This window comes from Spirosoma areae (assembly GCF_054781775.1).
In genome coordinates, this window is the sequence record NZ_BAAGTT010000040.1 from 126,943 (window position 1) to 148,134 (window position 21,192).

Sequence of the window (21,192 nt, forward strand, 5' to 3'; positions counted from 1 at the left end):
GAATACTAAACACGCTATGCCCCCTCGTAAACTCGCTCTCGACGAACTCAACCGCCTGTCGGTTGACGATTTCAAAGCTGCCGAAAAATTCCCCTACTGCCTGATTCTGGACGACATACGCAGCCTCAACAACGTGGGGTCGGTGTTTCGCACGGCGGATGCGTTCCGGGCGGCCAACCTCTACTTATGCGGCATTACGGGCCAGCCTCCTCACCGCGATATTACCAAAACGGCTCTCGGCGCCACCGAATCCGTTTCCTGGGCCTACGCGCCCGACGTGGTTGTTTTACTCAGGCAATTGAAAGCAGCCGGCTGGCTTGTGGCGGCAGTGGAACAGGCAGAGGGCAGCACGTCGTTAACGGATTTTTCGCCCCATCTAAACAAACCCTACGCGTTTGTGTTGGGTAATGAGGTAACGGGCGTTCGGGATGAGGTTATTCAGATAGCCGACGTAGTGCTCGAAATACCGCAGTTTGGCACAAAACACTCGCTGAATATTGCCGTTACAGCAGGGATTATTTGCTGGCATTTTCTACAAAAAATAACAAAAATTTAATATTGGACTTGCAATTATGAAAATTTAATCGTATTTCTTTGTAGATTTTTTTATTAACAATCCAATATGGCAAACAAGACCACAAAAACCAAACAGAAGTCGCTGGCAGCCGAAATCGTTGATTCGATTGAAACCAAACTCAGCGACGCAGGCAAGGCTACCAAACGAATGAAGAAATCCATCGAGAAATCGGCGGATAAATTGGCGAAGAAACTTGCTAAGCTGATGCACAAGGCCGAGAAGAAGGTCGAAAAGCCAGCTAAAAAGGTAAAAAAAGAGACAGCCAAAGCCGCTAAAAACGCTGGCAAAGCAGCCAAAAATGCCAAACGAACAGCCAATAAAGCCGTAAAGGCCGCTGTTGAATCGGCTACAGCCGTGGCTAACTCGTCTGGCACATCTACCGCCCGGAAACCCGCTCCTGCCCCCAAATCTGTAGCCGCCAAACCAGCCACCCCTCGCCCATCACGAGCCAAAGCTACCAGCAGCCCATCGACCGAAACGCCAGCCGACAACTCATAACGGGCTGTTTTCATGACCGTTTTATAGTATGCCCGCTCAAAGCGGGCTTTTTTGTTGCCATTTCTTGCTTTTTCGGATATATTCGTGTGACATTTACGCCACACTACTGTACGTTTATCCTGTACCTGCTTACTCAAGGTTCCTTACTTAACCCTAACAGACAGCATTATGCTGCATCGTTCTGTTGCTTACCCACTGTTTGCCCTTACCCTACTACTCTTTGTCATCACAGCCGGGTTACTCTATGGAAGCTGGTTATCAATACCCGAGACGGCAACCATAACGGCCCCGTCGGTAAGGTGGCTGGCCCTGTTCGGTCTGATTCTGATAGCACAAGCCCTGATGGGGTATTTGGTGTGGTGGTTTATGCGCCGACGGCACCGCCCTGTTGAACACACTGAAGCACTGCACTCGATTGTCCATGAATTTCAAACGCCTATCACGGCCATCCGAATGGCCGCCGATATTCTGGACTCGCCCATTGCCCACAACCAACCTGAGCGAACGGAAAAATACGTCCGCATTATTCGGGAAGAAGCGGAGCGGCTCCAGCACCAGGTCGAAACCATGCTGACGCTGGCCGGTGCCGACCGCAACACGCTCATATTAAATCCTGAACCGGTTCTGATACACCAGCTTCTGCGGTCCGTAGCCGAACGCCACGGTGATTACCTGCAATTGAATCTGCCGGGCGTTGACCCGTATGTGCTGGCCGACCGGCTTCACCTAACCAATGTATTTTATAATCTGTTAGACAACGCCATAAAATACAGTTCCGGCGAACCGAAAATAACGATACGCACAAAAACCAATAGCGACGGCCTGACGATTGCGGTTCAGGACCGGGGTGTGGGCATTCCGCCCCAATTGGTGGCGCAGATTTTTCAGCCTTTTTTTCGGGTTCATGACCGCAACCAGCCCAGTGTCAAAGGCTTCGGGCTGGGGCTTAGTTATGTGCAGCGAATCATCCAGTCGCATAACTGGACAATATGGGTGAAAAGCGAACTTGGCAAAGGAAGCGAGTTTATGATTCAGGTGCCACCCTCAGCGCTGTTGCCACCTGTCGATAAATAGTTTCAGGTTTAACTAAATTACTTCATGTTCATAGCCTGTCCAGCCTTCGTCACCTTCATGATACCGTTCATAATCCGCCAGTGACCTGGAAACGTGCAAACGAACGGATAGTCGCCGGGCGTGGTTGGCGCGGTGAACTTTAGCCGGTATGTCTGGTCGGGATTAACCAACGGTGTAGCCACAATGACCTGCGAAATAGAAGGGACGTAGTTCTTTTCGGCGCCATCTTTGGCCGTAATCATCTTATCGGCGGCATTCCCGATAATCTCCATGCTCTTGGGTTTGCCAATAACCAGATTGTGCTGCATAGCGTCGGGGTTTTCGAGCACAATCTCAACCGGCTTACCCGCCGTAACGGTAAATTCCTTTTTGTCGAAGCGCATCTCCTCCCGAACGGTTTTTATCCGCACAACCTCCACATTCGGGTCAACCGGCGCTTCTTTGGTCAGTCCCCAGACTTCATATAGTCGGGTCAGGCGTTGGCGATTATCAACTGAAACCGAGTTACTTAAACTGGTTAGAAACGACTTATCAGCCTCGCGAAGCTGCGTGGTTTGTTTCATGTTCCACCCGTCCGATACGCCTTTCACGATGGCTTCACTCTCGGCCGGGTTAAGTCGTTGCGTTTGCCGCAATAAGGCAATAACTGAGTCGATGGGCGCAACAGAGGCATAACTACGCGTGGCCCGTTCGAGGGCGTAGGCACTCAGGCTCTGCGGAGCGCGATAAGTGAGTGTATGCGTGGCGTTGTTGTTCTGTTCGTTACTCTCGGCAATCTTGTTTTCGCGGTCGAGCATGGCCGTAAGCGTGTACTGCCCGGCCCGCTCGAATGTGACGCCCATATCGCCCACCCAGGGTCCATTGTTGGCCTTGCTGATGGTAACGGTTTCGCCGGGTTTGATGCCCGTGCTGTGCGTTATGCTCACGAAATCAATCTTTGCCCCCTCCATCGCTCCTTTCGGTCCTTCAACCCGCAACGACAGCGGAATGGGGGTTCCTTCGGGAATAGCCACACCCCCGGCGTTTGTGACATCAACGAACAGGCGGGCACCCTCGCGCACGGCCGGTGATTCGGGCGTTGTGCGAATGGCGGTAATAACGAGGTCGGGTTGGCCAGCGTTCGGTTGATTCGATGGCGAAGCGGTTGGGATTATACTGGCCGTTGCCACTACGTTTGGCGCTTTGCCCATATCCGTATGATTATGCGTTGCCATATCGTTCGTCGGCTTCACTGGCGTATTGGTCGCGATTTGCTTCAGATACGCTTTCAGCAACTGCCCGTTCTGGCTGGTAAGGGCAGTGGCAAAGGCATCGGGAAGCCAACGGTCGTTTGTTTCCGTCGCTTTAGCGAGTCGGGTCAGAATAGCCTGCTGAACGGCCTGGCTCTGCGGTATTTCGGACAGTTTCAAAAGGGTATTCAGCACAACCACCGGCTCTTTATCGTTCAGCAAATCAGCTTCCAGCAACGCATCGGCGGCTTCGCCAATAGACGGCATCACCTGAATGGCCGTTCTTCGGACGCCCGCGTCGGGGTGCTTCAGGGCCTGCCCAACCGCAATGGCCGCGTTCTGATTAGACCCATCCAACGCGTTTAAGCCTTTTAGCGTCCACAGCGCATGAATAGCGGCTGGATTAATGCCAATTTCATCCACGGATTGGTCATTTACCAGTGCAATCAACTGTGGCGCCACGTCCTTGTTATTCCGTTCGATGAGCAGCCGCTGGGCGGTCATGCGCCAGAACATGTTCGTATTTTTCAGGGCGGCAACTAATTCATCGGGCCGCTCTTTACTCAGCGTCATGGGCGCGTAAGCCGGTGCATTCTTGTAACCAACGCGGTAAATCCGGCCATGCGTAAAGTCGCGCAGGGGCGTTTCGTAGGCATTTCCTGACCCATTGGTTGCGCCTTTTGGCGTAGGATTGTGCTGGATAATAAAACTGTACCAGTCAACCACCCAAACGGCGCCGTCTGGCCCGACCTCGGCAAACACCGGCGCGAACCACTCATCGGCTCCGGCCATCAGGTTAAAACCTTCCGCATCTTCATAATTGGTGCCCTGCTTCTGCATCACATTCTGATGCAGAATATGCCCGGTCGGCTCGGCGACGAAGGCGATGTTGTTCCAGTATTTTTTCGGGAAAGCGCGGGCGGTGTAAAAGTTATGCCCGGCGGCTGCCGTAAACCCACCAAACACATCGACCTGCCGAACCTTTTCGGTGATAGGTTTCATGTCTTTATGGGTATCGAGGCTGCGGCTGCCGTTTTCGCGCAGGTGCGCCCCGCCGGTAAAGTAGCGGTGCGGAATGGCCATATACCAGCCGTGCGAATTGTTGGCGGTTGACCCAAACACCTCACCGGTTTCGGTGAAGCCTAAACCCCAGGTATTGTTCGAGGTGCTGGTCATGTATTCGAGCTTAGACCCATCAGGTTTGAAGCGAAAAAAACCCTGACTGAACTTCACGCTGTCGGCACCGATTTTGCCCTTGAAGCCAGAGTAACCTACACTACCCCATATCCAGTTGTCGAAGCCATAATGGAGGTTGCTCGGTCCGGCGTGGGTATCGAACGTGCCGAATCCGGTAAAGATGACTTTCTTCACGTCGGCTTTGTCGTCGCCGTTTGTGTCCTGCAAAAACAGCATATGCGGAGCCTGCGAAACGTATAGGCCCCCATTCGCGAAGACCAGACCGGTCGGAATGCTTAATCCTTCGGCAAAATTGGTGAACTTGTCGGCCTTGCCGTCTTTGTCGGTATCCTCGCAGATGACGATAACATCGGAACCACCTTCAGGCTTGCGTTCGTTCGGATAATCTTTCGTGATGAGCACGAACAGGCGTCCGCGCTCGTCCCAGGCCATCGCAATGGGGTGCATCACGTTCGGTTCGTGGGCGAACAAGTCAAGCGTAAAATCGACCGGCACCTGAATATGCTTCATCGACTCCTCGGGCGAAAGCGGTTTCTGCTGTAATTGCGGACCAGCACGTTTCTCGTAGTTTGGCAATACCGCTTCCTGATAGGCGAACGGCTGCGGGTTTAGGGCATCGTGCCGTTTTTTCACTTCATCGCCAACGGCCCACAAAATACCCCGTTCGAGCAGTTGCTGAAAACCGGGCTGGCTCCAGGTGCGTTCATCGTGGCCATAGGCGGTGTAGAAAACCCGGCCCTTGCCATATTGACGGGTCCAGGTGTAGGGTTCTTCTTTCTGGTCGGGTCTATCCTTCGTTTGGTCGGCTTTAATGTCGCGAACGGCCAGCACGTTGTTATCCGGCTGCAAATGGCTGTGAAGATACGTTTCGTCGTAGGCTTTAAAGGAGGGCAAACCCGCCACAATTGAATTACCCGGCTGCGTAAAGCGCGTTTGAATGGTATCCATCCGATGCCGCCAGAACTGCCCGCCAACGACCTTATCGACATACTCTGCCGAGTTGCGGAAACAATAGGAGGCACAGTGCACCGGAATCAGTCCGTGTCCCGACGAAACATAGTCGAGCAACGCCTTTTCCTGCGGCTTTGGAATGCTGTCCCAATTGGCGAAAATCAGCAGCCCGTCGAACTTGTTGAGGTTGTCGGCATTGAGGTCTTCGAGCTTGTCGGTATAGGTGATATTGATGCCCTTGCTGCCCAGCGCGGCCATCAGTTGGGGCACCCGCTCGATGGGTTTATGGTGGCCATTATCGCCCAGAAACAGAATTTCCGTCCGGCGCGGCTTATTAACCTCCTGACGAACCGTCGTTTGCGTCGCCGATTGACGGGCGCATTGCGTAAGCAATGCAAGTAGCCCTACTGCCAACAAAATTTTCGTGTGTTTATCTAACATATCAGGAATCGCTTTTGCTAAATTTTATACTACCCACCGGTACCGGCACTTCTGGCGTTCGCCATCCTTGTACATATCAATGTCTTCTGGCAGATCAACAATTTCTATTAACTCCGCCCCGATGCGTTCGCAGGTTCGTCGCGACGCCCAATTGTCAGGATCGCAGGTAATCCAAAGCTCTGTGAAACCGTGTGATGCGGCCAACGGCTTTAGTTCAAAGCACGCGTATGCTGCGTAATTACAGCCTCGGTACGGCTCATTCACATTATAGCCAATGTGCCCGGCATACAACAGAATATCCGCCCGATTACTAAGCCGCAGCCGGATTCCGCCCACAGTTTGCCCCGAACGTTTCTCAACAATCGCGTAATGTTCATCGGGCACTTTATCGGTCGCCGGATCAGCCGGAAGGGCCTTGATGAACTCGAGTCGGACAGGGACATCGGTCATAGGCTAAAAATCCGGCAGTTTCATAATCGCTCCACCCTGCAGGGCCGACTCGTGTGCGAGAATTCCGACACTCGTCCAGTTGGCCGACTGAGCCGCGTTCGGAAACGGCTCGCGGTCTTCGATTAAGGCCGACACAAACTCATGCACCATGTGCGGGTGCGACCCACCGTGCCCGCCCCCCTGCGTAAACGATAGGTGCTGCGTCTCGTCGGCATCATACACGCCTTTGGTCGTGAAGCGCTGAATCTCTTCAGGTAGGTAATGCGCGTAGTCGGGCACGGTTACTGTTGAGGGGATTTCCGGCTCTGGCTTTTTGGCGGTATGAATCACGGGCTGTTCGTCTTCAATAAGCTGCCACTCGAATGATTTCTTATCGCCATACACCTCGAAACTCTCGCGGTACTGCCGCGCTACATCGAACAGCGACCGATAGACATAGGCCGATAAATCACTGTCTTTGAACTTGATATGCGCCGACTCGACCGCAAACGGCGAGTTGTGAATCTTAGCCAGCTCCTCCCGAATCGTGCCCGACCCGAAGCACGACACATAATCGGCTTCGAGTTTGAGCAGTCCGGCTACCGGCCCAACGCAGTGCGTGGCGTAGTGCATCGGCGGCAAACCCGGCCAATAGTCGGGCCAGCCGTCCATATCCTGCTGGTGACTGGCTTTCAGAAACTGCACCTTTCCTAATTCGCCTTTTTCGTATAACTCTTTGACAAACAGGAATTCGCGGCTATACACCACCGTCTCCATCATCATGTATTTCTTACCCGATTCCTGCGTGGCGTTCACGATTTCCATGCACTCCTCAACGGTCGTGGCCATAGGCACCGTGCAGGCAACGTGCTTTCCAGCCCGCAAGGCTTTCAGGCTTTGTTCGGCATGGTTCGGAATTGGCGAATTGATATGAACCGCGTCGACAGCGGGGTCGGCCAGCAATTCGTCGTAGTTGCTGTAGCGTTTCGCAATGCCATATGCATCGCCAATCTCGTTCAGTTTCTGGACGTTGCGCTGGCAAATCGCGTACATGTTCGCGTGCGGATGCCGCTGATAAATCGGAATAAATTCGGCTCCAAATCCGAGACCGACGATGGCGATGTTAATCATTGAATGAATTGGTAAGTGATTGAATTGTTGAATGATTGAGTAAAAATTACCGGATGGCCTATTCAATCACTCAACAATTCAATCATTTGGTTCTTTATAAACGCCAGCCCATCCACCGCCAACTGCTCGGGCGACGGAAACATAGGCCGGAAAATATGCGTAGCGGCTGCGAGTTCGGGCGGGGTAAGGCCGAACGCTTCAATGGCAATCGGACCGGTATAGCCAATCTCCTGCAACACGTCGAACACGGAATCGAAATTGATTTGGCCCTGCCCCGGTGTAGAGCGGTCGTTTTCCGAAATCTGCACATGCACTAAGTAGGGAGCTACTTTTCGGATGGCTTCGGCGGTGCTTTTCTCTTCAATATTGGCGTGGAAGGTATCGAACGCAGCCCGGCAGTTCGGGTGGTCAACGGCCTCCACATACCGGACAAGGTCGTCGGCGCAGGTGAGCAAATAGATTTCAAAGCGGTTCAGGTATTCGATGGCCAGCGTAACGCCCTGTGTCTGGGCGTAGTCGGCTACCTTCCGCATTCCGGCCACTGACCAGGCCCACTCCTGCCGGGTGGCGGGCTTACCGGTGAACGCCTTGAAGCCGGCATACAGTGGCCCCATTAGAATTTTGGCGCCAACGGCTGCGGTGCAATCGACAACGTGCTTCAGGTAATCGACAGCCGACTGGCGCACCGTTTCCTCCGGGCTGATAAGGTTATGTTCCGGACCGCAGATGGTGCAGGTCTGTACACCTAAGTCCAGCTCATTCAGTTGCTGGCCAAGTTGCTGCCACTTCGCTACCCCAGCCGGAGTCTCGCCTGACTCGTTGATAGGAACTTCAACAAAATCGAATCCGCTGGTTTTCAGAAACGCCAGCGTATCCGACAAATCCTCGTCCATCGTCATTGTCCAGACGAACATATTCATTCCTACCTTATTCATATTTTGTCGCTGAAAACTTACACAAACTTACTACATAACTAAAAGGGTATCTCGGCTTTTGTTTACCGATACTGACTATATTTTCACTTGAATAAGAAAACTTTTACGTTATTTACGTTAAAAAAAGATAGACTTGAATGAAAAACCCTCTTCGTAAGGACCTCGAACCGGTCTCGGCTTCATTCATCGTAAAAGAACTGATTGAACCACATTTCGATGCTAACTGGCATTTCCACCCGCATTACCAGCTATTTCTGGTGGAAGAAGGAACGGGCACCCGTTTTATTGGTGATTCGATTAAGCCATTTGGCCCCGGCGATTTAGTGTTCCTGGGACCAAATTTACCACACCTCTGGCGCAGTGATCAGGTGTATCTTGATAAACTGGCGGGGATGGTCACGAAGGGAATTGTGGTCTATTTTGCGGAGGATTTTCTTGGGGCTGCTTTTTTTGACAAGCAGGAAATGGCCCCCTTGCGGCAATTGCTCAACCATGCCCGGCAGGGATTGGAATGGACGGGGTTGACCCGCAGCCGGGCCGAGGCATCTCTCCGGAAACTGACAGAGCAGCCCATTGGCTTCGAGCGCGTGATGAGTTTATTGACACTTCTAAATGAACTCTCCCACGCGACGGACTATCGCTACCTGACCAGCCCCGGATATACCAATACCGTTAAACCAGCCGAAACCGATGGGGCGGCCTACCGCAGGATGCAGTTGGTACATGATTATGTGTTGGGGCATTTCCCCGACGAGCTGCATTTAGATATTGTGGCCGATTTGGCCGGTATGACCCCGCCTGCTTTCTGCCGGTATTTTAAAACACGGGCCAATAAAACTTTTTCGGAGTTTGTCTCGGAGGTTCGCATCGGTCATGCCTGTAAGTTGCTGATGAGTGGGAAGCTAAACATAACTCAGATTAGCTTTGAAAGCGGGTTTCGCACCTTATCGAACTTTAACCGACAGTTCAAAGACATTACCGGCCAGACGCCCTCAAGTTATTTAAAAACGTATAGGGACTTATGAAGTAAGTCGTTTATAAGGCGTTCCATAGTTACTTTGCGAAGCTATGAAATTCCGCCGTAAATCTTTTTCGATTAGTCAATATGACAAGATTGTTAAAGAAAACTTAGAAGCTGCTATTCCTGCCCTGCTTGAGCGCCTTCTCCACATCCATCCGGTCGACTCAGAAGAATTGCCTGACGACCTTCAGCACACCAAAGAGCGTAAACCGGACGCTCTCAAGCGTATTCGCGATGTCAATGGCAAGACCTTCATTCTGCATCTGGAATTTCAGGTGGCCGACGACCCGGATATGATCTACCGTATGGGAGAGTATTGCGTTATGCTGGCCCGGATTTATCGACTTCCTGTTCGACAGTATGTACTTTTTATGGGAGACAAACTGCCCAAAATGCCTACTGAGCTTACTATGGGGATCTAAATTATTCGGTATAATCTGGTGTCTTTTCAGCAGTTTGATTATACGATATTTCTGTCATCTGACAAGCCTGAAGAGATTCTGTTCGCTCTTTTAGCTGATTATGGTGAAAAATCGCCCGAGGTCATTCTGGAAAGTATGGTAAATCGGATTTATGAAACGACAACGGGCTCGTTAGCCTTTGAACGATACATTAGCCAGTTGCGGGTGTTAGTTCAACTTCGTAAATTACAGCCTGTTTTAGAAACAGTTATGGAAAAATTAACGCAGTATTTTAAAGAGCAGGAAGACCCTTTCTACAAAAAGGGGCAGCGTTTAGGCTTTAGTCTGGGCCTTGAAAACGGCAAGAAACAAGGAATCGAACAAGGCAAGAAACAAGGAATTGAACAAGGCAAGAAGCAAGGAACATCAACTAAAGAGCGTCTGGTTGTAATTAATCTGCTTCAGGAAACCCACTTCTCTTCTGCTGAAATTGCCCGACTGGCTGACGTACCCGTCAGTTTTGTTGAGAAACTAAAAAAAGAGTTGAGCGCATAAGAGGTCTTATGCGCTCAACTCTTTTTTTAGACTCAGGAACCCTCCTTTAGTATACCACCTTTGTAGCGACCGAGTCACGAACGCCCATACCCTCCAGAATAAACGTGAGCAAGTCTTCGTTTAGCCGGTCTTTTTCGGTCACGAATAAGCCGTGCGGAGCGCCCTCATATACAAGGTATTGAGCAGTTGGCAGGGCATTGGATGTTCGTTCGCCCGAGGCTTCAATAGGCACCGTCTTGTCAGAATCGCCATGAATAATCAGCGTTGGCACCTGAATCTGGGTTAAATCATCGCGGAAATCAGTTTGCGAAAATGACTTGGCGCATTCGAGCGTAGCCTTGTGCGAAGCGACATACGCCCGCGCAAAATCGCCATCGAGATGAGCCTGACTAACGGGTTTGCTAATCAGATTGACCCCGTAGAACATCTTGCTGAACGTTTGCAGGAAATCCGCCCGGTCTTTCTGAATATTCTCGGCCATCGTGTCGAACACTTCCTGATCAACACCATCCGGGTTATCATCCGTTTTTAGCAGATAAGGCGTTACGGCGCTTACAAAAACTACCTTGGCCACCCGCGCTCCACCATGCCGGCTCATGTACCGGGCTACCTCACCCCCGCCCATCGAGAAACCCACTAACGTCACGTTTTGAAGATTTAATTCATCGAGAACCGCTTTCAAATCGTCGGCTAAGGTATCATAGTCATAACCATCCCAGGTTTGGGTCGATTTGCCAAAGCCCCGGCGGTCGTAGGCAACCACGCGGAGGTTGTGGGCGGGCAATTCGGCTAATTGATAGTCCCACATTTCGTGGCTTAGCGGCCAGCCGTGAATTAAGACGACGGGATTTCCAGTACCCAAATCCTGATAAAAAAGTTTAATGTCATTGCCGGACGCATCCGTACCTGCTTTAATGTAACTCATAACGTACTTGATTTAGTTGAGTTATTCGATATACTAATAGAGAACTGTAGCTACGAAAAATGGTTTGTTAAGGATTTATGAGGGAATACTTTTTCAGGATTTCTTTAGTTTACGCCATGAACTCATCCCTCCTCACCCGATTAACTAATCAGCCCAACGCGCTTGACCACCTGCTGTTTGGCCTTGACGAGGACCAAATCCGACAACGGCCGCCGTCCGGAAAGTGGTCTATTTTCGAGAACCTGGCTCATTTGGGCCAGTATCAGACAGTTTTTCTGGAACGGATGCATCGTATAATTAACGAACATAACCCTTCATTCAGCCGCTATGTGGCCGACGAAGATCCTGGCTTCGCCGACTGGACTCAGCTTTCGTTTCCGTCATTGACCGAGCGAATGCGGGTCACCCGGACAACGCTCTGTGAATTTCTGAGCAGGTTGAGTGGAGAGCAACTTATACGCGTAGGGAGACATCCGGCCTACGGACCGATGACGATTGCCGGGTGGACAGAGTTTTTCCTGCTCCACGAAGCGCATCATTTTTTTACCATTCTTAAATTGGGTGGGGCACTGCGGACAAGCGAGCAGCCAATGGGGCTGGATTTGGTGCCTGCCACGTAAATGGAGCCTTATCTTTTAGGAGGAAATTTCTTATAAATGTCTTTCCGATTCAGAATCCGGGATAAAACGACAGTGTCGCCCTCCAAATAGAAGCCAATGCGATAGTTACTATTTTCGCTCAGACGCAACCGAAAGGCTTTTAGTTTTTTACTACCTTCCATTTTTTTAACTGAATAGATAAGGTTCAGTTCATCAAGAATCGAATCCGGTAGTTTCTTTGCATCACGATTGAACGAATTGTCTATTTCGATTTTCATGACAGCAAAGTAAATATCAACTCAATGAGCATTTGACTGCTATTTATCCGGTGTCTACGATTTTTTTAGCAGCCAATTTTTAAAGTTCTCCTGCACTTTTTCAGTCATCCGCCCCTCTTTCTGTCCTTCTTCCATTAGTTTCAATAGTGCCTTGTCTTCCTCTGCTTCCGTCAGATATTGCCCATCAACCTGCACCCTTGCCTTTGCAGCTTTGGCAGCTTCCATGAATAGTTTTTTTACTGCTTATCTACATCTATGACCAATCGCATACGTCATTATTTTTTCTCAAATGTAGCGCACCGGCGGCCCGGTTAAAATCTTACATCAACACGCCCTGAAACACCTCGTCTAATCTCGACACGGGTTTGATGCTGATTTTGTATCCTTTTGTATCTAAGCCCTTGAGGTTGTATTTGGAGATAAACATTTGTTTGAAGCCTAATTTCTCGGCTTCGGCAATGCGCGATTCAATCCGGCTGACGGCCCGCACCTCGCCCCCTAAGCCAATTTCTGCCGCAAACGCCACCGAGGGTGGAATGGCAATGTCTTCGTAGCTCGACACGACAGCCGCACACACCGCCAAATCAATGGCCGGGTCTTCGACGCGCAAGCCGCCCGTGATGTTCAGAAATACGTCCTGCTGACCAAGCCGGAAGCCCCCGCGTTTCTCCAGAACGGCCAGCAGCATATTGAGTCGTTTGGCATCGAATCCGGTGCTGCTCCGTTGGGGTGTGCCGTAAGTGGCTACGCTCACAAGAGCCTGGGTTTCAATCATCAACGGTCGGTTGCCTTCCAGCATGGAGCCGATAGTGACACCACTCAGGGCCTCGTCGCGCTGCGAAATCAGAATTTCGGAGGGGTTCGTCACCTGCCGAAGCCCGGTGCCGAGCATTTCATAAATGCCCAGTTCATCGGTGCTGCCGAAGCGATTTTTGGTCGTTCGCAGAATTCGGTAGGTTGTGTGTCGGTCGCCTTCGAACGTCAGCACCGTATCGACCATGTGTTCCAGCACTTTGGGGCCGGCAATTGTCCCTTCTTTAGTGATATGGCCAATCATAAACACCGGCACGCCACTTTCTTTAGCGTATTTCATGAACTCGGCCGCACATTCGCGCACCTGCGAGACACTCCCCGCTCCCGATTCCACCAGCGACGACTGCATGGTCTGTATGGAGTCGATAATCAGCACTTCCGGTTCGAAATGCTCGACCACCCGGAAAATATTCTGGGTTGAGGTTTCGGTCATGACGTGGCAATCGCTGGTGGGGACATCCAACCGCTCGGCCCGCATTTTGATTTGCTGCTCACTTTCCTCACCCGATACGTACAATACCCGCAGACCAGCCAGGCTCAATGCGATTTGCAGCAACAGTGTCGATTTACCGATGCCCGGTTCGCCACCAATGAGCACCAATGAACCCGGCACAATGCCACCGCCCAGAACCCGGTTCAGTTCATTATCGGTTGTGCGAATGCGCGGTTGCTCTTCATAATTAATGGCATGGAGGGCCTTTGGTTTGGCGGCTACTTTCAGGCCACCCGGCCCGGCGGATGGGCTTCGCCAGCCACCTTTTTCGGGTTCGTCTTTCTGAACGAGTTCTTCGACGTAGGTATTCCACTCCCCGCACGAGGGGCAGCGGCCCAGCCATTTAGCCGACTGGTGACCGCAACTCTGACAAAAATAGGTGGTTCTTAACTTGGCCATTCAGTACTGATAGATAATGTAAAATGAATAATGATATTGAGCAGCCAGTTAAACCCCCAAAACGTTTGTTAATCAAAGCTACAGGAAGCGCTTCAATTAGCCATTTTACATTGTTCATTATTCATTTATACAACGCCGTTTACTCGAAATAAGTTGGTGCTTTGTACCGTGTCGGCCCGAATTACGTTTACTCATCAATACATTCCTTATGCAACCAGCTATGAAAAAATTCCTGCTTTTCGCATCATTACTTAGTCTGCCTGCGCTGTCATTTGCACAGGGGGGCTTTCAAATTGGCATTAAGGGGGGCGTTAATCTCTCCAAACTCAGTTTTGGCGATTTCATCAAAACCGGTACAAATACCAATGGCTCCCCAACGGTAGGAGTCGATGGGCAGACGTTCCGCAATAATCTAAGTGATAGTTTCGATAGTAAAACCGGTACCTCGTTTGGTATCTACACGCGCTTCGGCAAAAACTTATTTCTCCAGCCCGAACTGCTTTATTCGACCCGGGCGGGTCAATTTGGTATTATTCGGAACGGGCAGACGGAGACAGTTACCGTGACAACAACCAGTTTTGATGTTCCGGTTTTGCTGGGCATTAAGGGCGGGCCAATTCGGGTGATGGCCGGGCCGGTCGTTTCCTTTCGAGTTGACGATAACCAGAAGTTGGGCCAGGCCCTAAGTCAATACACCAGCGGCACGCTGAACGACGCCTGGGCAAAAGCGTATTATGGCTACCAGGTTGGGGGCGGCCTGGACCTTGGCTCGTTTGGGCTTGATGTACGCTATGAGGGGAATATCTCCGACGTGGCGGAGATTAAGGATAGCGCGGGTAAGTTCAACCAGCGTTTGAAGTCATGGCAGATTACGCTGGCCTACAGGCTGTTTTAATTAGTTAGCAGTCGTCAGTCAGTAGTGCCAGCGTCAGTTGCTGGCGACTATTGACTGACGACTTTTTTTACGCCTTTAGTTTAACAGTCTTTGCCAGTATTGGGCGAGTTGCTGCGAAATGTCTTTCATCCGCCGACGCGAAATGGCAACTTCGCGTCCATCGGCTAAATGTACCTGACGTTCCCGGTTGAAGATGCTCCGCTGCACATACGCCAGATTCACAATGTATGATTTGTGAATGCGGAGAAACATCGACCCATCCAGCGTTTTCTCAAACTCTTTAAGCGTCTTGGACACCAGATACCGTTTGCGGTCGCGGGTGTGCAGAAATGTATAATTCCCCTCGCCCTGAAGACATAGAATATCATCTACAGAAATAAAGATAGTTCGGTTCAGGTAAGGCAGGGCAATACGCTGCGAACCGCGTTGATACGATGAGGGAAACTGAGGAACAATGCTGATCGGTTGAAGAGAGGAGAAAATGGAAGCTTCCATGGAGAGAATAGTTTTGGTTCGTCGTCTGTGACTGGTGAAACAAAACTACCGCCTGAAGCCCTCTATCAAAAGAAACGACCTGATTGGCAAGGGCTGAAAATAATATTCAACCAGTTGCTAATCAAGTCGTTACGGCCTTTTTTACCGTATTCTTTGGGTGAATGTACTCAAACTAATGCGTAAAACTACGTAGTGCCTATCGCACTATATTGCGTCAATTTTCAGGAGAAAACCACCCCTGCTTGACTAACTCAACACTAATGGCCGAAAATCCCGAATGCGGTCGATAAATGTTTGTGCCCGCCGACGCGATATTTTAACCTGCTGCCCATCCGTCAGTTCAAGTTCGCCTTCTTTTTTGACGAAAAATTTACGAACAAAGCCCAGGTTCACAATACAGGATTTATGCACCCGAACGAAGGCCTGTCCATCAAGCAGCGTTTCGTATTCTTTCAGCGTGCGGGACACTAACATTTTGGTACCGTCTTTAAGGAAAAAATTGGTATAATTTCCACAACCTTCCAACCGGACAATCTCCTCAACAGAAACCGTGCGCTTGCGATCATAAAAGGGAATCAGAAGCTTTTGCATACAGGCAGAATCGGCAATCTTTTCCACACTATTGTGGAAAGGAATGGACAGGGCATCAAAAATTGAGTCATTGGAGAAGGCATTCATAGTTCGTTTGATAGAGGGTTGATAACTAATAATTTGGGACTGACATTCAGAAACTTACTCTACTAATTCTCGTGCCGAAGCTGTGGTTCACAATGTTTTCCCTAACCGATTTAAGTACAAGAATCAGACCTACTTGTCAAAAGCTTAATATATTCCTACGCTCATTTTCATAATTACTTAATATTCAGCAGTAATTTACCGTTTACTCAATAAATGGCAAGTTGCTTAAGCCAGGAATCTACTCTTTATAAAGTGCAGGTTTTTGGCAATAAAACCTTAGAATAAAAAGCGGGGCCAAACACCATTCAACGCACTTCCCAGATTTGCTTACCTTTGCCAAAGCCTGTCGCTAAAATCATAGCCTATGCTGGATAAAGTAAGAGACCTACATCAGGAAGTCGATCAGTACATCATTAATACGCCGGAGCAGTTAGAGCAGTTTCGGCTACGCTTCATTAGTCGCAAGGGCGTTATTACCGAATTATTCGAGGAACTCAAGAGCGTTCCTCAAGCCGACCGCCGAGCCGTCGGACAGGAACTGAATGGGTTGAAAAATTTTTCCCAGGAGCGGTTCGATGCTTTTTCTCAGCTTGTTGATGAGCAGCGGGCAGCCGCCAGCAGTGCGCCCCCCGTTGACCTGACATTGCCGACCGTTCCGAATTTGACCGGCACACAGCATCCGCTGAGCCTGGTTCGGCAACGGATTATCCAGATTTTTGAGCGAATTGGTTTTAACGTGGCCGATGGTCCGGAAATCGAGTCAGACTGGTATAACTTTGGTGCGCTCAACTTCCCCGAAAACCACCCCGCCCGCGATATGCAGGATACGTTCTTCGTGGAAAAATCGAAAAGTGGGGCTTCATCGGCTGATATGCTGCTGCGAACACATACCTCCAACGTGCAAATCCGGCTGATGGAGCGACAAAGGCATGGCACGGACGGTGCGCCGATGCGCTTCCGGCCCATCCGTTCAATTATGCCGGGCCGGGTGTATCGCAACGAAACCATTTCGGCACGGGCACACTGTATGTTCCATCAGGTCGAAGGCATTTATATTGACCGTAATGTGGGCTTTAAAGACCTGAAAGACACGCTCTATCATTTTGTGAAAGAGATGTTTGAACCCGGCACCCAGATTCGGTTTCGGCCCTCCTATTTTCCTTTTACCGAACCAAGCGCCGAGATTGATATTTCATGTCAGATTTGCGGGGGAACGGGGTGTAACATCTGTAAACATTCGGGCTGGGTCGAAATTGCCGGATCGGGCATGGTTGACCCCCAGGTAATTGCTAACTGCGGCATCGACCCCGAAGAATATACCGGCTTTGCCTTCGGCATGGGCATTGAGCGCATCACCCAGTTGAAATACGTTGTGAATGACCTGCGGCTTTATACCGAAAACGACGTGCGGTTCCTGCGCCAGTTTGAAGGACTATAACCAATGAGTGAATTGCGAATGAGTGAATGAGCGAATAAAACTCGCGTCAGCTATTCACTCATTCACTCATTCGCTCATTCGCTCATTAAAAAATGAATCCCATTCGCCTATCCGATTTAGCCTTTACGCTCGAAGCCGTGCTTGATGAAGCCTTCGGTCAGAAAGTGATGTGGGTAGTGGCCGAAACGAGCGACATTAAAAATTATCCCGATCGGGGTTACTGTTTTCTCACATTGGTTGACCGGGATTCGGCAAGCCGCGAAACGCTGGCCAAACTCGATGCCGCCATTTGGCGGAGGAACTACCATACAATCCGGGATTTTGAGCAGGAAACGGGCGTCGCTTTTGCCCGTAACATTCAGCTTTTACTGCTCGTGTCGGTTGGGTTTAGTCCGGTGTATGGGCTACGGCTGGAAATCCTGAAGATTGATCCATCCTATACACTCGGCAATCTCGAACGCGAACGGCAGGCCGTGCTCGATTCGCTCGTTCAGAATCACCCCGAACTAATCTGGCTCGAAGCGGGCCACTACATTACTGCCAATCAACTCCTGCCCCGCCCCGTTGTAATGCAGCGCCTGGCCCTCATTGCAGCCCCAAACTCCGATGGCTGGCGCGATTTTCGGCACGAGCTGGCGCAGAACCCGTTTGGTTATGATTTTGTGGTCGATGAGTATTTAACGCAGGTGCAGGGCCAGGGAGCCGAACGAGCCATTTGCGGGCAGTTGGACCGCATTCGTGCGAGTGAGCAACGCTATGATGCTGTCGTGATTGTGCGCGGGGGCGGCTCGCAGTTGGACTTTGGCTCGTTCGATTCCTACCTGATGGGCCAGACTGTGGCGGGGTTCGACATCCCCATCCTGGCCGGTATCGGTCACGAGCGCAATGTGAGCATTACCGATCTGCTTTGCCATCAGAGCGTGAAAACGCCCACCAAAGCTGCGGCCTTTCTGATCGAGCACAACCGCCAGTTCGACGCTGCCTGCCTGCAACTGCGCGAACGCCTGCGGATTGTTGCCTACGAAGCGCTCCAAACAGCTCGCGAACACCTTGACCGGGAAACTGAGCGGCTACGCTTCGTCTCGCAGTTTTATTTTCGGGAACGCCACACCGACCTGACGGAAAAAGCAGTTACGCTTCGCCACCTCGATCCGTCTAATGTACTTCGGCGCGGCTATGCGTTGCTGCTCCGTAATGGCCGAATCCTAACCCAAACCACCGACATCCAGCCCAACGAAACCCTTCAGGTACAGTTGCACGATGGAACAGTCAGTATTAATGTTATAAAGGTATAGGGTTATAGAGTTGCATCGGCGGGCAAACTTTTCGACCATACAACTCTATGATTAAACAACTTATAAGAGAAAATGACTTATCAGGACGCCTACGACCAATTAACCACGCTGGTCGATGAAATTGAAAATGAGCAGGTTCCCTTAGATGAACTTCCCGGCAAGATTCGGCTGGCTACTCATCTGATAACGTTCTGCCAGGAGCGGCTGCGGGCCGTTGAGACGGAGTATCAGGAAATTATTGACCAGTTACCAAAGCGATAAATTCGGGATTTTATTCGGTAGTCGTGTGCAACCTTTACCAAACCTTCCTAATTTTATCCCCGAGTGGATGCTCCCCGAGTGGATGCTTACCGGGCAAATGCCTTCCCACCGAGTGTTTTCGTGCTGGTTGTCGATCCGTGATGTGAATGAAAGCACTATTATCCCCTGATTGAGTCTGTTCACTATATGAATTTATTTACTAATCTAACTACTGTTTTGAGTTCGGAGGTTCTCTCGCGAATTGCCGATTACATTGACGAACCAGCCGAAAAAAGCCATAAAGCCGTTAATGGGCTTGTCTATACCATTGTGGGTGGGTTGATGAAGCGCACCACCAATGAAATTGGGGTTAAGCAACTCTATAACCATATTCAAAAGGGCCGTTATGATGGCCTGCTGCTCGACAATCTGGCGGCCACGCTGCGCGATCCTACCCATACCAATACCCTGATAACCCAGGGGAACGACGTGATTAGTCATTTGCTGCCCGCCATGAAAAGCTCCATTGGCAGTATGATTTCCGGTTATGCCGGCATTCGGAACTCGTCGGCAATTTCACTGTTGGGTTTGGTTACAACCATCGTCCTTCATGCACTGGGCAAACAGGTGAAGGATCAAAAACTAGACGCTGATGGTCTGGCTGCTTCGCTCTTTTCGGAACGCGACGCCCTCGTTAACGCCGTGCCAGAAGAGTTCATGCCTAAATTAATTGAGAAAGTCGGCCTCCAGCAGGTTATTACCGGGCTGGCCATGCCCGCCCGGAGCACAGTCGTCGAATCGGCCGGTCGGTCGGTGACAACGCAAACACGCCCGGTTGTCGCCTACGATCCGGCTGATGATTCGGACAATGGGAACGAAACGCTGACAAAATGGGGATTCCTTGCGCTGATAGCGATAGCCCTGGCTTTTGGCGGTTATTATCTTTACCAGAATACACAAAAATATTCGAGTGGCCAGGAAGAGGTTAACGACGTTACAGAAATCACCGGCGATACGGCCCAGGCCGATACAGTCACGCGGTCGCTGGCGGTGCCGAACGAGTCGGTCGCTAAAACCCCGCCAAAATCAACCTCGGCCACGTCCAGTACCGTAGCAGCAGCGCCGGTTGGCACGACCGGCAAACTTACCCAACAGATGACGCCTTATCTGGGGAATGCCGCCCTGCCCAAAGGACGAATATTCCCCCTGACGGGCGTGGCTTTTCAGCCGGGGTCGCTTTCGATGACAGCCGGTTCGCTGGCCACCGTTGGCGAGTTGGCCACTCTGCTGAAAACCTACCCCCAGCTTCAGATTCAGTTAGTTGGCTATGCCAACGACGCCCAGGGCGGTGTTACCAACAAAAGCCTGTCGTTTAAACGGGTGAACCAGATTAAGCAGCAGTTGATGTCGTCGGGGATTGATTTCGTTCGGATCGATGCCATCGGACGCGGCACCGGCGTTTCTAAAGCCGATACATCCGGCATTGCCAAACCAGCACTGCGGAAAATTGATGTAAAAGTAGTGGTCAAGTAGTGTTTGCGCCTGGCCCGGCCAGGCGCAAACAACCCTTACGAACGCTTGCCGGGAAATTTTGTAAATACTTCACTAACTGCCTCGCCGATCTGTCCGGGCGTAACCCCTTTTTTACCCAGAACGCTCGACACGGCGGCATCCCAAATCAGGGCCTTTCGCTTAACGTCCACAATGTGCAAACTGAGTGTTCCTTCTTTATAGGTGCCGACGGGCACCTCCTGACTTTGCCAGGAATACCGACGCTGGCCAATATACCGGGGAGCCTCATAAATTGAGGTCTGGCGAGTCTGCGTTTTTTCATTCACGACCGCGCCGATATTTACCAGCAGGTCTGCCGATGGCTGCGTCTCAGTTACTGGCTGATAACCCCGGTTTATTAATTCGGCAGTTACCGCCTGCCTTACCTCCCTGATTGCCGTTTGATAGGCAATGCTGGGTTCCATCCCGGTGCGGCTTGTGTCGACAAAGGCAAATGTCTGGTAGGAGGCCCAGGTGGCCCCACTATCACCCTGATTGCGGACAATACGATACGGCGAGCAAGCCATCAGGCTCGCCAGAAACAGAATTATGATTCCTGAGCTTGTTTTCATAACAGGTTGATTTCTTGATTATAAAACACTTTTTAAACTCATTTCGTGCCGAGAATTCCCCGCCTTCGCGCTGGCCTACCCA

Annotated in this window: 23 protein-coding genes; 12 read left to right on the top strand and 11 right to left on the bottom strand. The window is 50.8% G+C overall.

Annotated elements, in window-relative coordinates:
• Positions 1–16 precede the first annotated feature (16 nt).
• From ACYVI1_RS24025 to ACYVI1_RS24035, 3 genes are all read left to right on the top strand, one after another.
• A complete protein-coding gene (locus tag ACYVI1_RS24025; RefSeq protein ID WP_460913393.1) occupies positions 17–556 on the top strand; it encodes an RNA methyltransferase in 540 nt (179 codons plus the stop codon).
• Positions 557–622: 66 nt separating this feature from the next.
• A complete protein-coding gene (locus ACYVI1_RS24030) occupies positions 623–1,075 on the top strand; it encodes a hypothetical protein (RefSeq protein ID WP_460913394.1) in 453 nt (150 codons plus the stop codon).
• Between the two features lie 168 nt (positions 1,076–1,243).
• Positions 1,244–2,149 (top strand): sensor histidine kinase, encoded by a 906-nt coding sequence (locus tag ACYVI1_RS24035; RefSeq protein ID WP_460913395.1) that lies wholly within the window; start codon positions 1,244–1,246, stop codon positions 2,147–2,149.
• A gap of 17 nt (positions 2,150–2,166) precedes the next feature.
• Here ACYVI1_RS24035 and ACYVI1_RS24040 read toward each other — a convergent pair whose 3' ends face one another.
• From ACYVI1_RS24040 to ACYVI1_RS24055, 4 genes are all read right to left on the bottom strand, one after another.
• Positions 2,167–5,967, bottom strand: coding sequence for a PVC-type heme-binding CxxCH protein (locus ACYVI1_RS24040; RefSeq protein ID WP_460913396.1), 3,801 nt, complete (start codon positions 5,965–5,967; stop codon positions 2,167–2,169).
• A 24-nt stretch (positions 5,968–5,991) separates the two neighbouring features.
• Entirely contained in the window at positions 5,992–6,417 is a 426-nt protein-coding gene (locus ACYVI1_RS24045; protein ID WP_460913397.1) for a GNAT family N-acetyltransferase, read from the bottom strand.
• Positions 6,418–6,420: 3 nt separating this feature from the next.
• Positions 6,421–7,527 carry a Gfo/Idh/MocA family protein gene (locus tag ACYVI1_RS24050; RefSeq protein ID WP_460913398.1) on the bottom strand — a complete coding sequence of 369 codons (1,107 nt, stop codon included), beginning with the start codon at positions 7,525–7,527 and terminating at the stop codon, positions 6,421–6,423.
• A gap of 62 nt (positions 7,528–7,589) precedes the next feature.
• Positions 7,590–8,462, bottom strand: coding sequence for a sugar phosphate isomerase/epimerase family protein (locus ACYVI1_RS24055; protein WP_460913399.1), 873 nt, complete (start codon positions 8,460–8,462; stop codon positions 7,590–7,592).
• Positions 8,463–8,599: 137 nt separating this feature from the next.
• Here ACYVI1_RS24055 and ACYVI1_RS24060 point away from each other — a divergent pair, with 137 nt between their 5' ends.
• From ACYVI1_RS24060 to ACYVI1_RS24070, 3 genes are read left to right on the top strand one after another with little or no spacing between them, the layout of a single operon-like run.
• Positions 8,600–9,487, top strand: coding sequence for an AraC family transcriptional regulator (locus tag ACYVI1_RS24060; protein ID WP_460913400.1), 888 nt, complete (start codon positions 8,600–8,602; stop codon positions 9,485–9,487).
• Between the two features lie 43 nt (positions 9,488–9,530).
• A complete protein-coding gene (locus tag ACYVI1_RS24065; protein WP_460913401.1) occupies positions 9,531–9,905 on the top strand; it encodes a hypothetical protein in 375 nt (124 codons plus the stop codon).
• 18 nt (positions 9,906–9,923) lie between these two features.
• On the top strand, positions 9,924–10,439 hold the full coding sequence (locus ACYVI1_RS24070; protein WP_460913402.1) for a hypothetical protein: 516 nt from the start codon (positions 9,924–9,926) through the stop codon (positions 10,437–10,439).
• 46 nt (positions 10,440–10,485) lie between these two features.
• Here the strand turns inward: ACYVI1_RS24070 and ACYVI1_RS24075 are convergent, their stop codons facing one another.
• Positions 10,486–11,364: an alpha/beta fold hydrolase gene (locus tag ACYVI1_RS24075; RefSeq protein WP_460913403.1), complete on the bottom strand. Its 879-nt coding sequence runs from the start codon at positions 11,362–11,364 to the stop codon at positions 10,486–10,488.
• Positions 11,365–11,480: 116 nt separating this feature from the next.
• Between ACYVI1_RS24075 and ACYVI1_RS24080 the strand changes: the two genes are divergently transcribed.
• On the top strand, positions 11,481–11,984 hold the full coding sequence (locus ACYVI1_RS24080; protein WP_460913404.1) for a DinB family protein: 504 nt from the start codon (positions 11,481–11,483) through the stop codon (positions 11,982–11,984).
• A gap of 8 nt (positions 11,985–11,992) precedes the next feature.
• Here the strand turns inward: ACYVI1_RS24080 and ACYVI1_RS24085 are convergent, their stop codons facing one another.
• From ACYVI1_RS24085 to radA, 3 genes are all read right to left on the bottom strand, one after another.
• Positions 11,993–12,241 carry a type II toxin-antitoxin system RelE family toxin gene (locus tag ACYVI1_RS24085; RefSeq protein WP_460913405.1) on the bottom strand — a complete coding sequence of 83 codons (249 nt, stop codon included), beginning with the start codon at positions 12,239–12,241 and terminating at the stop codon, positions 11,993–11,995.
• Between the two features lie 54 nt (positions 12,242–12,295).
• Positions 12,296–12,466, bottom strand: coding sequence for a hypothetical protein (locus ACYVI1_RS24090; protein WP_460913406.1), 171 nt, complete (start codon positions 12,464–12,466; stop codon positions 12,296–12,298).
• A gap of 94 nt (positions 12,467–12,560) precedes the next feature.
• Positions 12,561–13,946 (bottom strand): DNA repair protein RadA, encoded by a 1,386-nt coding sequence (gene radA / locus ACYVI1_RS24095; RefSeq protein WP_460913407.1) that lies wholly within the window; start codon positions 13,944–13,946, stop codon positions 12,561–12,563.
• A gap of 220 nt (positions 13,947–14,166) precedes the next feature.
• Between radA and ACYVI1_RS24100 the strand changes: the two genes are divergently transcribed.
• Positions 14,167–14,841 carry an outer membrane beta-barrel protein gene (locus ACYVI1_RS24100; protein ID WP_460913408.1) on the top strand — a complete coding sequence of 225 codons (675 nt, stop codon included), beginning with the start codon at positions 14,167–14,169 and terminating at the stop codon, positions 14,839–14,841.
• A gap of 75 nt (positions 14,842–14,916) precedes the next feature.
• Here ACYVI1_RS24100 and ACYVI1_RS24105 read toward each other — a convergent pair whose 3' ends face one another.
• Together ACYVI1_RS24105 and ACYVI1_RS24110 are read right to left on the bottom strand one after the other, a co-directional pair.
• On the bottom strand, positions 14,917–15,336 hold the full coding sequence (locus tag ACYVI1_RS24105) for a LytR/AlgR family response regulator transcription factor (RefSeq protein ID WP_460913409.1): 420 nt from the start codon (positions 15,334–15,336) through the stop codon (positions 14,917–14,919).
• Between the two features lie 246 nt (positions 15,337–15,582).
• Positions 15,583–16,014, bottom strand: coding sequence for a LytR/AlgR family response regulator transcription factor (locus ACYVI1_RS24110; RefSeq protein WP_460913410.1), 432 nt, complete (start codon positions 16,012–16,014; stop codon positions 15,583–15,585).
• Positions 16,015–16,378: 364 nt separating this feature from the next.
• Between ACYVI1_RS24110 and pheS the strand changes: the two genes are divergently transcribed.
• From pheS to ACYVI1_RS24130, 4 genes are all read left to right on the top strand, one after another.
• Complete coding sequence (gene pheS, locus ACYVI1_RS24115) at positions 16,379–17,452, top strand: phenylalanine--tRNA ligase subunit alpha (RefSeq protein WP_460913411.1); 1,074 nt, start codon at positions 16,379–16,381, stop codon at positions 17,450–17,452.
• Between the two features lie 92 nt (positions 17,453–17,544).
• Positions 17,545–18,747: an exodeoxyribonuclease VII large subunit gene (locus tag ACYVI1_RS24120; protein ID WP_460913412.1), complete on the top strand. Its 1,203-nt coding sequence runs from the start codon at positions 17,545–17,547 to the stop codon at positions 18,745–18,747.
• Positions 18,748–18,819: 72 nt separating this feature from the next.
• Positions 18,820–19,008 (top strand): exodeoxyribonuclease VII small subunit, encoded by a 189-nt coding sequence (gene xseB / locus ACYVI1_RS24125; protein WP_460913413.1) that lies wholly within the window; start codon positions 18,820–18,822, stop codon positions 19,006–19,008.
• A gap of 186 nt (positions 19,009–19,194) precedes the next feature.
• Positions 19,195–20,520: a DUF937 domain-containing protein gene (locus ACYVI1_RS24130; RefSeq protein ID WP_460913414.1), complete on the top strand. Its 1,326-nt coding sequence runs from the start codon at positions 19,195–19,197 to the stop codon at positions 20,518–20,520.
• A 35-nt stretch (positions 20,521–20,555) separates the two neighbouring features.
• Here ACYVI1_RS24130 and ACYVI1_RS24135 read toward each other — a convergent pair whose 3' ends face one another.
• On the bottom strand, positions 20,556–21,110 hold the full coding sequence (locus ACYVI1_RS24135; protein WP_460913415.1) for a DUF4136 domain-containing protein: 555 nt from the start codon (positions 21,108–21,110) through the stop codon (positions 20,556–20,558).
• Between the last annotated feature and the right edge of the window lie 82 nt (positions 21,111–21,192).

What these genes read in the sequence shown, in the direction of transcription:
- ACYVI1_RS24025 (WP_460913393.1), top strand. Translation starts at nt 17, where the DNA reads ATGCCCCCTCGTAAACTCGCTCTCGACGAACTCAACCGCCTGTCGGTT.
- ACYVI1_RS24030 (WP_460913394.1), top strand. Translation starts at nt 623, where the DNA reads ATGGCAAACAAGACCACAAAAACCAAACAGAAGTCGCTGGCAGCCGAA.
- ACYVI1_RS24035 (WP_460913395.1), top strand. Translation starts at nt 1,244, where the DNA reads ATGCTGCATCGTTCTGTTGCTTACCCACTGTTTGCCCTTACCCTACTA.
- ACYVI1_RS24040 (WP_460913396.1), bottom strand. Translation starts at nt 5,967, where the DNA reads ATGTTAGATAAACACACGAAAATTTTGTTGGCAGTAGGGCTACTTGCA.
- ACYVI1_RS24045 (WP_460913397.1), bottom strand. Translation starts at nt 6,417, where the DNA reads ATGACCGATGTCCCTGTCCGACTCGAGTTCATCAAGGCCCTTCCGGCT.
- ACYVI1_RS24050 (WP_460913398.1), bottom strand. Translation starts at nt 7,527, where the DNA reads ATGATTAACATCGCCATCGTCGGTCTCGGATTTGGAGCCGAATTTATT.
- ACYVI1_RS24055 (WP_460913399.1), bottom strand. Translation starts at nt 8,462, where the DNA reads ATGAATAAGGTAGGAATGAATATGTTCGTCTGGACAATGACGATGGAC.
- ACYVI1_RS24060 (WP_460913400.1), top strand. Translation starts at nt 8,600, where the DNA reads ATGAAAAACCCTCTTCGTAAGGACCTCGAACCGGTCTCGGCTTCATTC.
- ACYVI1_RS24065 (WP_460913401.1), top strand. Translation starts at nt 9,531, where the DNA reads ATGAAATTCCGCCGTAAATCTTTTTCGATTAGTCAATATGACAAGATT.
- ACYVI1_RS24075 (WP_460913403.1), bottom strand. Translation starts at nt 11,364, where the DNA reads ATGAGTTACATTAAAGCAGGTACGGATGCGTCCGGCAATGACATTAAA.
- ACYVI1_RS24080 (WP_460913404.1), top strand. Translation starts at nt 11,481, where the DNA reads ATGAACTCATCCCTCCTCACCCGATTAACTAATCAGCCCAACGCGCTT.
- ACYVI1_RS24085 (WP_460913405.1), bottom strand. Translation starts at nt 12,241, where the DNA reads ATGAAAATCGAAATAGACAATTCGTTCAATCGTGATGCAAAGAAACTA.
- ACYVI1_RS24090 (WP_460913406.1), bottom strand. Translation starts at nt 12,466, where the DNA reads ATGGAAGCTGCCAAAGCTGCAAAGGCAAGGGTGCAGGTTGATGGGCAA.
- radA (WP_460913407.1), bottom strand. Translation starts at nt 13,946, where the DNA reads ATGGCCAAGTTAAGAACCACCTATTTTTGTCAGAGTTGCGGTCACCAG.
- ACYVI1_RS24100 (WP_460913408.1), top strand. Translation starts at nt 14,167, where the DNA reads ATGAAAAAATTCCTGCTTTTCGCATCATTACTTAGTCTGCCTGCGCTG.
- ACYVI1_RS24105 (WP_460913409.1), bottom strand. Translation starts at nt 15,336, where the DNA reads ATGGAAGCTTCCATTTTCTCCTCTCTTCAACCGATCAGCATTGTTCCT.
- ACYVI1_RS24110 (WP_460913410.1), bottom strand. Translation starts at nt 16,014, where the DNA reads ATGAATGCCTTCTCCAATGACTCAATTTTTGATGCCCTGTCCATTCCT.
- pheS (WP_460913411.1), top strand. Translation starts at nt 16,379, where the DNA reads ATGCTGGATAAAGTAAGAGACCTACATCAGGAAGTCGATCAGTACATC.
- ACYVI1_RS24120 (WP_460913412.1), top strand. Translation starts at nt 17,545, where the DNA reads ATGAATCCCATTCGCCTATCCGATTTAGCCTTTACGCTCGAAGCCGTG.
- xseB (WP_460913413.1), top strand. Translation starts at nt 18,820, where the DNA reads ATGACTTATCAGGACGCCTACGACCAATTAACCACGCTGGTCGATGAA.
- ACYVI1_RS24130 (WP_460913414.1), top strand. Translation starts at nt 19,195, where the DNA reads ATGAATTTATTTACTAATCTAACTACTGTTTTGAGTTCGGAGGTTCTC.
- ACYVI1_RS24135 (WP_460913415.1), bottom strand. Translation starts at nt 21,110, where the DNA reads ATGAAAACAAGCTCAGGAATCATAATTCTGTTTCTGGCGAGCCTGATG.